At 74.8% G+C, this 961-nt stretch carries 1 protein-coding gene; it reads left to right on the forward strand.

Annotation, left to right across the window (positions count from 1 at the left end):
- Positions 1–382: 382 nt before the first annotated feature.
- The coding region (locus tag FMEAI12_RS25955) for a TerD family protein (RefSeq protein ID WP_146776767.1) at positions 383–961 on the forward strand (579 nt) is incomplete at its 3' end.

Here is a 961-nt window from a genome sequence, read left to right on the forward strand (position 1 = left end):
CGCCACGGCGCGACGGCGCCACGGCGCGACGGCGCCACGGCGCGACGGCGCCACGGCGCGACGGCGCCACGGCGCGACGGCGCCACGGCGCGACGGCGCGACGGCGCGACGGCGCCACGGCGCCACGGCGCGACGGCGCCACGGCGCGACGGCGCCACGGCGCGACGGCGGCACGGCCGGCCGTCAGGCCCGGGGCGTGGAGGCGGAGGCGGTGGCGCGCTGTGTGTCCGCGGTCCGACAGCGCTCCGGGAACGGACAGGTTCTGCCGGGGGCCGTCCGGGCTGCTAGTTTTCCGGACAGTCCGGTTCGTGCGGGTGCGGTCGGGCCACGCGCGCGACGCTCGCGCGCCGATTCAGCCGGCACGCTGACGGGAGGGAGCGCGGTGGCAACGCAGTTCAGTCGAGGGCAGAAGTCCCAACTGTCGGCGATCACCGCTGGCACCGATCTGTACATCGGGATCCAGATCAACGCGCCGGGCGAGTGGGACGTGTCCTGTTTCGGGCTGGACGGTGCCGGCCGGCTCTCGGACGACCGGTACTTCGTCTTCTTCAACCAGCCGAACTCGCCGGAGTCCTCGATCCAGCTGCTCGGCGCCCAGTCCGGTGACAGCCAGTCGTTCCGGGTGACGCTCGACAAGGTCCCCGACGCGATCCAGAAGCTGTCGTTCTGCGCGGCGCTCGACGGCCCGGGCAGCGCCGCGCAGATCACGTCCGGATACCTGCGCATCGTGGCCGGTGGTACGGAGGTGCTCCGTTACGCGTTCACCGGCGCGGACTTCTCCGACGAGCGCGCGGTCATGATCGGCGACGTCTACCGCAAGGGTGTCTGGCGCGTGGCCGCGGTCGGCCAGGGGTTCCGGGGCGGGCTGGCGGAGCTGATCCGCAGCTTCGGCGGCGAAGTGGCCGACGAGCCCGAGCCGACCCCCGCGCCCGCCGGCCCGCCGCCGGGCGGCGTACCCGGG

It is taken from the genome of Parafrankia sp. Ea1.12, from assembly GCF_900465275.1.
In the GTDB taxonomy this organism is placed as follows: Bacteria; Actinomycetota; Actinomycetes; order Frankiales; family Frankiaceae; genus Parafrankia; species Parafrankia soli.